This window comes from Serratia sp. (in: enterobacteria) (assembly GCF_051654945.1).
Taxonomy (GTDB): domain Bacteria; phylum Pseudomonadota; class Gammaproteobacteria; order Enterobacterales; family Enterobacteriaceae; genus Chania.
In genome coordinates, this window is sequence record NZ_JBOFZA010000067.1 from 291,785 (window position 1) to 299,757 (window position 7,973).

Genomic DNA, 7,973 nt, shown 5'->3' on the forward strand with positions numbered 1-7,973 from the left:
AGCCAAACGTTTTGATTGCTTCCTACACTGCAAAATCTGGCGGTATGACTCAATTCGACAGTAGAAGGGGCTAGGCGTGATAAACAAAAAGGCAGTGGCGGTGGCAGTAAGCGGTGCGTTATCAGGACTGGTTCATGCCGCTGACGGGGAGCGACCCAACGTGTTGATCATTATCGCGGATGATATGGGTTACTCCGATATCAGCCCGTTCGGCGGTGAGATCCCGACGCCCAACCTGCAAGCCTTGGCGGAACAGGGCGTGCGTATGAGCCAATATTATACTTCGCCAATGTCTGCACCGGCGCGTTCGATGCTGATGACGGGTAACACCAATCAGCAGGCCGGTATGGGAGGCATGTGGTGGTATGAAAGCACCGTTGCCCGCCCTGGCTATGAGATGCGGTTGACCGATAGGGTTACCACCATGCCAGAACGGTTCAAAGATGCGGGTTATGCCACGATGATGGCGGGCAAATGGCACCTGGGTTATACCGATGGGGCTGGGCCAACCGATCGCGGTTTTGAGCGTGCCTTCGCTTTTATGGGCGGTGGCACCAGCCACTTTGATGACGCTGTACCGCTCGGCACGGTTGAATCCTTCCACACTTTCTACACCCTCAACGGCAAGCGCGTTTCCCTACCGCAGGATTTTTACTCCAGCAAAGCCTACGCCACTCAGTTAGAGCAGTGGATCAGCGATACGCCAAAAGAGCAGCCGGTGTTCGCCTATCTGGCCTTTACCGCGCCGCACGATCCCTTACAGGCTCCAGATGACTGGATCGCCAAATTCGACGGTAAATACGATGCGGGTTATCAACAGATTTATCAGCAACGTATCAAGCGGTTGCAGGCGTTGGGAATTATTTCTGCCAGCACGCCAATGCCGCATCTGGAACTGGAAAAAGAGTGGCAGGCGATGACGCCGGAACAGCAGAAATATGCCGCTAAAACCATGCAGGTGTATGCGGCGATGATCGCCTATATGGACGATCAGATCGGCGGAGTCATGAAAACCCTGCAGCAAACCGGGCGTGATAAAAACACCATCATCATCTTTGCCACCGACAACGGTGCCAACCCGGCCCCTGCTTTTCATTACGGTTCCAAGCCTGAGTTCTGGCAGCAGTTTGACAACAGCTACGCCAACCTGGGCCGCAAGGGATCGTTTATCGCTTATGGGCCGCACTGGGCCAACGTCAGCAACGCGCCTTATGCCAATTACCATAAAGTTACCAGTGCGCAGGGCGGGATCAATACCGACTTCATCATTGCTGCTCCGCAATTGAAACAGCGTGGTGGCATTGATAAAACGCCGATGGCGGTTTACGACATTGCACCAACGCTGTATGAGTTTGCCAATATTGATGCCAGCAAAACCCTTAACGCCAAACCCACGATCCCGATGGTTGGCGTCAGTTTTAAACGCTATTTCAGTGGTGATATTGCCACCGCGCCACATTCGGCTTATGGCCTGGAGTTGCACAATTATGCGGCTTTGGTGGACGGCGACTGGAAGCTACGTCGGCTGGTGATCAAGGGACCGCAAACCGCTATGGCACCTTGGGAGTTGTTCAATTTACAGGATGATCCGCTGGAAACTCACAATCTGGCGGCCAGCCAACCCGAGCGGGTTAAGCGCATGAGTGGTGAATATCAGCGGTATGCCGATAAGGGCATGGTGATTGAGGCAACAGGTAAAACCATCAACTATCTGGGCAAAGATCCGCAGACCCATGGCTACATTGGCCTGGATCCCGTGAGCCAGAAACCACTCACGCAGGCAGCAGAGTGAATATTGCCTTGCTGCGTGCGCAGCAGATCCCGGTAAATACCGTGCCGCGCGCCAGCGTGCCTTTTCATATGTTGATCAAACCGATTGGTGCAGGCTGCAATCTGGCTTGCAACTATTGTTATTACCCGCAGCGGGATCAAGCGCAGAAGATGGATGAGGCGTTGCTGGAAAACTTTATCCGTCAGTATATCGCCAGCCAGCCGCGCTACAGCCGGGAGATTAACTTTGTCTGGCAAGGCGGTGAGCCGTTGTTGGCGGGGATCGGCTTCTATAAAACAGCACTGGCGTTACAGCAAAAGTATGCACCGCCAGGTGTAGTCATCAGCAACAGCCTGCAAACCAACGCCACCTTACTGAACCCGGCATGGTGCCGTCTGTTTAAGCAACACCAGTTTATTATCGGCGTCAGCCTGGACGGCGATCGCCAGATCCAGGATACGCACCGGCCAGATAAGCGTGGTAATAGCAGTTACGATGCGGCGCTACGTGGTATCGCGCTACTGCAACAACATCAGATTGAATTCAATTTGCTGGTGGTGGTGCATGATGGTGTGGCTGGCCGGGCGCAGGAGATGTATGACCATTTTGTGGCGTTGGGTGTGCGTTACTTACAGTTTCAGCCGTTGATGCTGGAAGGCGATGCCCCAGCGGCAGGCTATGGGTTGAGTGCCGCCAACTGGGGGCGCTTTATGGTGGCGATCTACCGCCGTTGGCGCAGCCAGGGCCACCTGGGCCAGGTTTTTATCATGAATATTGAGCATGTCTACGCGCAGTATTTCACCCACGTCAGCCCCAACTGCGTTCATGCCGCCCGTTGTGGTGGCAATCTGGTGATGGAACCGGATGGCGCGGTATATGCCTGCGATCACCTGATCGACGCTAGCCATCGGCTGGGACGCTTTGATAATGCCAGCCGGTTTGCCGACTATGTGGACACGGCCAGCCACATGGATTTTGGTAAAAACAAAAGCCTGCGGCGCGAGTGCCAAAGTTGCAGCGTGAAAAGCGTGTGTCAGGGCGGTTGCCCGGCGCATATTGGCAAAGACCGCTATAACCGGCTGTGCGCCGGGTACTACGCCTTCTTCTCAGAGGTGCTGGCACCGTTGCGCTGCTTTGCCAGAACGACGCAAGGGGCTATGTTGTGGCGTGCCAGTGTGACTCCTACCACAAGTTAATCTCCCTCGTCCTTAAGGACGATAGCCAGCCTTTTGCTTTCCTTCCTATAGTGAGATTGCCGCCCTTGGCGGTGACTACACCGGGTAAAAACTACTCTAAGAGGAAATAACCATGAACCTGTCGTCGCGGCTTCAAGCCCAGCTAGAACGGGGCAAGGTCGGGTTCCCCACCACGTTAGCCAGTTCGGTTGGGGTGATCATGGCCAGCCCGGTGATCCTCACCGTGACCAGCGGTTTTGGTATCGGTGGTGATACCTTCGCGCTGGCGATGCTGATCGCCTTTATCATGATGCAAGCCCAGCTCACCACCTTCTCCGAAGCGGCGGCGATCCTGCCTACCACCGGTTCGGTGTATGACTATATCTCGTGCGGTATGGGGCGCTTTTTTGCCATTACCGGCACCCTGTCGGCCTATCTGATCGTGCATATCTTTGCCGGCACCGCCGAAACCATTCTGTCCGGCATCATGGCGCTGGTGAACTTTGAACATCTCAACACCCTGATGGAAAGCAACAATACGTCGTGGATGATCGGCATCGGTCTGGTGATCACCTTTGGCGTGCTGAATGCGTTTGGCATCGAAGCCTTCGGCAAGGCAGAGGTGGTGCTGACATTCTGTATGTGGACCACGATGATGATTTTCTCGATCGCCGGGCTGTTGCTGCCGCATGCCGTGCCGTTGGAGGGCTGGTTTGGCTCGACCATCAACGTGGACGATCCCTTTGCGGTATTCAGCCTGGTCGGGATGGCGATGTTTATGTTTGTCGGCTGCGAACTGGTGACGCCGATGGCCCCGGAGATCAAGAATTCGCACCGGGTGATCCCACGAGCGATGGCGTTGGGATTATGTGGCGTGGCGACCTGTATGGCGTTGTACGGTGCAGCACTGAGCCACCAGGTGGAAAACGTGATGCTGGATGCCACCAATAACGTGCATCTGCTGGATACGCCAATGGCCATTCCGGCGTTTGCCGGTCAGGTGATGGGCAACTTCGGTAAATACTGGCTGGGCGTTGGGCTGTTGTTGGCCGGAGCGGCCACCATTAACACCTTGATGGCGGCAGTGCCACGTATTATCTACGGCATGGTGTTAGACGGTGCCATGCCACGCATCTTTGCTTATCTCCACCCACGCTTTAAGACCCCGGTGGTGGCGATTGCCGCCGGGGTATTGATCCCTTGCGTTCATGCCATTGCCATTCAGGGTAATCTGGATCGGATCATGCCGATGGTGCTGGCAGCGGTGTGTGCCTGGGGTGTGGCTTACCTGTTGGTGACCTGCTCGGTGGTGATATTACGTATACGTCGTCCGGATCTGCCGCGCGCCTATAAATCGCCGTGGTTCCCACTGCCGCAGATTGTCTCCAGCATCGGTATCGTGCTGGCGATCATCTACATCACCCCGCCGGGTATGAACCCGCGCGATGTCTATATTCCGTTTGGCATCATGATCGGCTTGACTGCCGCCTATGCGCTGTTCTGGACCCTGTGCGTACAGAAGGTGAATCCGTTTAAACCGGTGCCGGTCGAAGAGGTGCTGGAGAGCGCCTTCAATAAAGCAGAAGCTGCGGAGGTGGAATTTGATCGGCTTACTTCCCTCTCTTAACCGCTTTTGGCAGCGTGACCCACCTGGCTATCGGGTGGGCACCACGCTGGATAGGCTGGTGAATAATCTGCGGCCTTACGCCTGTGAACGCGTTGCCGTTAACCGCTTACAACTCACCCTGCCGCAGGGGCCGGTAATCGAGGTTGTCGAGCAGGTACAGTCGTTGTTCCTGGCGCATATCGTCACTCACCGTTTTCGCTTGCAGGGCCGGACTCATTTTGCCGAACCGTTAGTGCTGAACATCCTCACCGGCGGCTGGTTGCGCCGCAATGGCGTGATTTATCGCACCAAGGCCAAACATGACGCTGCCAGGCAACTGATCGCCGCGTTGCAGCAATATCCGCAAATTGGCGCAACCCTGGAACAGCTCGATTTCCGCCGTGCCCGCCTCACGATAACCGAGGGCAGTTGGCAGTTGGATATCGAGCATTTTGCCGCCTCCGAAGTGGTTAGCCGAGTACCTGCCAGCCGTCGCTATCTGCGGTTGGAGGCCGAGCAGCGGCGTTTGTTGCTGAGCAGTTTCCTGATGATCGGCCAGTTGATGGAGAAATGTGATGAGTAAAGTGGTGGTGATCACCGGCGGCGGTACCGGCATTGGGGCTGCCTGTGCTCGTCTGCTTGTGCAGGAAGGTGATCGGGTATTTATCGTCGGCCGTCGCCGTGAACCGTTGAATGCTTTGGCTGCGGAGATGGGTGCCTATGCCGTGGTCGGTGATGCGGCCAATGGTGACAGTTGGCAAAGCGACATTCTGCCCACGATCTTACAGCAGGCCGGGCGCATCGATTGCCTGATCGCCAGCGCTGGTGGCATGGGGTTAGGCCGTATCACCGAGATCAGCGATGCTCAATGGCAGCAAGCGCTGGATAGCAACCTCAATAGTGCCTTCGCCAGTGCCCGGGCCTGTTTGCCGGAACTGGTGAAAAACGGGGGCAACCTGCTGTTTGTCGCATCGATTGCCTCGTTGGCTGCCGGGCCGGAGGTGTGCGGCTATGTCACTGCCAAACATGCGTTGATCGGCCTGATGCGTTCCATTGCCCGCGACTACGGCCCACAAGGCGTGCGGGCCAACGCCGTTTGCCCCGGTTGGGTAACCACACCGATGGCAGATGAAGAAATGCAGCCGTTGATGGCGGCACACGGCTTAACCCTCGAACAAGCTTATCAACATGTCTGTCGCGATGTGCCGCTGCGCCGCCCGGCCAGTGCGCAGGAGATCGCCCAGGTGTGTCGTTTTCTCTGCTCAACCCAGGCCGCAATTATTACCGGTGCGACGCTGGTGGCCGATGGCGGCTCCACCATTGTCGACGTGCCTACCTTAGCTTTCACTTCTCTATAAGGAGATTGTCATGAGTTCAGAAGCGGTATTTATTCAGGTTGGCGCACTGGCGGAAGGTTTCGCCCCACACAGCAATACGCTGGAGCAGCAGGACCTGGCCGGAACGACGCTGGCGTTCCACTTTGCCGAAGGGGAAACGGTGCATTGTCGTTTTAACGACGATCAGACCTTGCTGTGGGGAGATCGGCGCGTCGACTATCGGGCGACCAGCATTCGCCCGGGGATCCTGTTTATCGATTTTCTCGATCCTCAGCAGGCCAATAGTAGCGTAACGCTGGTGTGCGATCGTCAACAGGGCAACTTTACCGCCGTCTATGGCCAACTGCCGCAGGAGTCACAGGCTCGGTTGGATGCCTTCAGCCGGGTAGAACAGGGGTTGCCGCTCACGGCGGTGAATGCCGAATTCCGCTTTGGTCGCCTGGATGGCAGCAATGGGCCGTTGCCGCAGTTTACCGACGAACTGATCGGGATGCGTAACCTGTATACTTACAGCCCGACGGAGCGCTACGAGCATATTTATCTAAACAACAATTTCTATGCCTGGCAGTGTCTGGACGGGGTTGAGAAGGGGCTGGCGGATGTCGATCGCTGCCATTACGTCAAAGTGGCGGAGCAGCTCTACCTGTTCGTCTGGCGTGAAAAGATCGTGCCAACGCTGGGTGTGGTGATGATCGATCTGCAAGGGATGCGCACCGACGGCAAGATCCTCGGCTATCAGGGCAGTGATTTCAGCAGCCTGAGCAACTTTGCCGTGGGGGCTCACGCGCAGATCCTCAACACCACGCATTACCCAAAGGCCTAGGCCGATGAAGCCGATCTTTCGAGCCGACGCGTTTGCCGGGCAAGTGGTGCTGGTGACTGGAGGCGCACAGGGGATTGGGCTGGCGATCGTCAGTGCCTTTGCCTGCCTTGGTGCTCAGGTGGTGATGGCCGATCTGCAACTGCCAAAGGCACAGGAAGCGGCTGAAAGCCTGTGCCGGCAGGGTTGGCTGGTGCAGGCCGTTGCTTGCGACGTTGCCGATGCCGGGCAGATTGCCGAACTGGTGGCGCGGATTGGGCAGCAATATCAGAGGCTGGACGTGGTGATCCACAACGCCGCCTATTTCCCGCTAAGATCGTTCAGCCAGATTGATGCCGAGCTGCTGCAACGGACCTTAAGCGTCAATCTGATGGCGCCGTTCTTTCTGGCGCAGGCGGCGCTGCCGTGGATGAAACGTCAGGGTGGCGGGCGCATTCTGGTGACTTCGTCGGTCACCGGGCCAAAGGTGGCCTATCCGGGGTTGGCGCACTATGCGGCTTCCAAGGCTGGGGTGAATGGCTTTATCCGTGCTGCCGCATTGGAGTTGGCAGCCGACAATATCACGGTGAACGGCGTGGAGCCGGGAATGATCCGTACGCCAGCGATGGGCAATCTGGGCGGAGAAGCGCTGAGTCAGGAGATTGCCGCCGCGGTGCCGCTAGGCAGGTTGGGGGAGCCGGAGGACATTGCTGCCGCGATGGTCTTTCTGGCCTCACCGGCTGCCAGCTATATTACCGGCCAGACGCTGGTGGTGGATGGCGGCGCGCTGTTGCCAGAAGCTTCCCCTCACCCTAGCCCTCTCCCAAAGGGCGAGGGGACCGATCGTGCCACCGATGGGTTTTCATACCCGACATCAGCTCCGAATTCGCGGTAGAAAACTCAGTCTGCTGACTGCACCGTACCAGCTCCCTCTCCCAAAGGGCGAGGGGACCGATCGTGCCACCGATGGGTTTTCATACCCGACATCAGCTCCGAATTTGCGGTAGAAAACTCAGTCTGCTGACTGCACCGTACCAGCTCCCTCTTCCAAAGGGCGAGGGGACCGATCGTGCCACCGATGGGTTTTCATACCCGACATCAGCTCCGAATTTGCGGTAGAAAACTCAGTCTGCTGACTGCACCGTCTGATGTGGTCTAGTAATATCGAACACCGATTAAGGTTTTTTACACCGCATGCCTCTCTTTGGCATGCGGTGTCTGACCATCATTAAAGCTATGCGCTCTTCGATGGTTGTAGTAATGCGTTATGTAGCTCAGAACATCT

At 56.7% G+C, this 7,973-nt stretch carries 7 protein-coding genes; all 7 read left to right on the forward strand.

Annotation, left to right across the window (positions count from 1 at the left end; all coding sequences use genetic code 11):
• The first annotated feature begins 79 nt into the window (after positions 1-79).
• The 7 genes from ACRDCA_RS10405 (at position 80) to ACRDCA_RS10435 (ending at position 7,583) form a co-directional block, all read left to right on the forward strand.
• Positions 80-1,792 carry an arylsulfatase gene (locus tag ACRDCA_RS10405; RefSeq protein WP_438689445.1) on the forward strand — a complete coding sequence of 571 codons (1,713 nt, stop codon included), beginning with the start codon at positions 80-82 and terminating at the stop codon, positions 1,790-1,792.
• Positions 1,789-2,967, forward strand: coding sequence for an anaerobic sulfatase maturase (locus ACRDCA_RS10410; protein ID WP_438689431.1), 1,179 nt, complete (start codon positions 1,789-1,791; stop codon positions 2,965-2,967). Before ACRDCA_RS10405 ends, ACRDCA_RS10410 begins: the two co-directional genes overlap by 4 nt.
• Positions 2,968-3,079: 112 nt before the next feature.
• The gene (locus ACRDCA_RS10415) at positions 3,080-4,573 is read left to right on the forward strand and encodes an APC family permease (protein WP_438689432.1); all 1,494 of its coding nucleotides are present in this window, start codon (positions 3,080-3,082) and stop codon (positions 4,571-4,573) included.
• The gene (locus tag ACRDCA_RS10420) at positions 4,548-5,135 is read left to right on the forward strand and encodes a DUF3156 family protein (protein WP_438689433.1); all 588 of its coding nucleotides are present in this window, start codon (positions 4,548-4,550) and stop codon (positions 5,133-5,135) included. The genes ACRDCA_RS10415 and ACRDCA_RS10420 overlap by 26 nt, the downstream gene beginning before the upstream one ends.
• Positions 5,128-5,910, forward strand: a complete 783-nt coding sequence (locus ACRDCA_RS10425; RefSeq protein ID WP_438689434.1) for an SDR family NAD(P)-dependent oxidoreductase — start codon at positions 5,128-5,130, stop codon at positions 5,908-5,910. Before ACRDCA_RS10420 ends, ACRDCA_RS10425 begins: the two co-directional genes overlap by 8 nt.
• A 10-nt stretch (positions 5,911-5,920) precedes the next feature.
• Positions 5,921-6,712, forward strand: a complete 792-nt coding sequence (locus ACRDCA_RS10430; protein ID WP_438689435.1) for a MoaF C-terminal domain-containing protein — start codon at positions 5,921-5,923, stop codon at positions 6,710-6,712.
• Positions 6,713-6,716: 4 nt separating this feature from the next.
• Positions 6,717-7,583, forward strand: coding sequence for an SDR family oxidoreductase (locus tag ACRDCA_RS10435; protein WP_438689436.1), 867 nt, complete (start codon positions 6,717-6,719; stop codon positions 7,581-7,583).
• Positions 7,584-7,973 lie beyond the last annotated feature (390 nt).